We start from the raw sequence: 567 nt of genomic DNA, 5'->3' as shown, positions 1-567 counted from the left end.
CGCTCGATGCCGCCAATCCGGCGCGAAAAATCGCACTGGTCTGGCGACGCGGTTCGCCGAGGGAGAAAGACTTTCAATTGCTGGCGACGGCGTTGGCGGAACCGGCTTGACGAAACTATTCGGCCGCTCGACCGTAGTTTGGGGGTGCCTCCTGTAACAGAGGCTCCCTGATCCAGTGGAGAAACTGATGACGTTCAAGACCAACCTGTATCTGGCAACCGTTGCTGGCGCACTCGCCTTCGGTGCTGCCGCCACCGCACAGACCGCGCCAGCCGCTCCGGCAGCGCCCGCAGCCCCGGCAGCAGCCCCCGCACCGAACCCGACGGTCGGCGGGGCCGTAATGGATGCGACCAAGCCGATCGCTACGAACGCGGCCGCTGCCCCCAACCTCACCACGCTGGTGTCCGCAGTGAAGGCTGCAGGCCTTGCCACGACCCTGGCGGGCCCTGGCCCCTTCACCGTCTTCGCGCCGACGAACGATGCCTTCAGCCGCCTCGCGCCGGGCACGGTCGACACGCTGCTGAAGCCTGAGAACAAGGCCACGCTGGCCAAGGTGCTGACCTATCA

1 protein-coding gene is annotated in these 567 nt (G+C 66.3%); it reads left to right on the top strand.

All coding sequences use genetic code 11. From position 1 onward, the window contains the following. Positions 1-187: 187 nt before the first annotated feature. The coding region (locus tag AACY45_RS27615; RefSeq protein ID WP_339548636.1) for a fasciclin domain-containing protein at positions 188-567 on the top strand (380 nt) is incomplete at its 3' end.

The sequence above is a fragment of the Pseudomonas sp. RA_35y_Pfl2_P32 genome, assembly GCF_963970735.1.
Taxonomy (GTDB): Bacteria; Pseudomonadota; Gammaproteobacteria; order Pseudomonadales; family Pseudomonadaceae; genus Aquipseudomonas.
The sequence above is the reverse complement of the archived record's forward strand: the minus strand, read 5'-3'. Positions and strand labels throughout refer to the sequence as shown.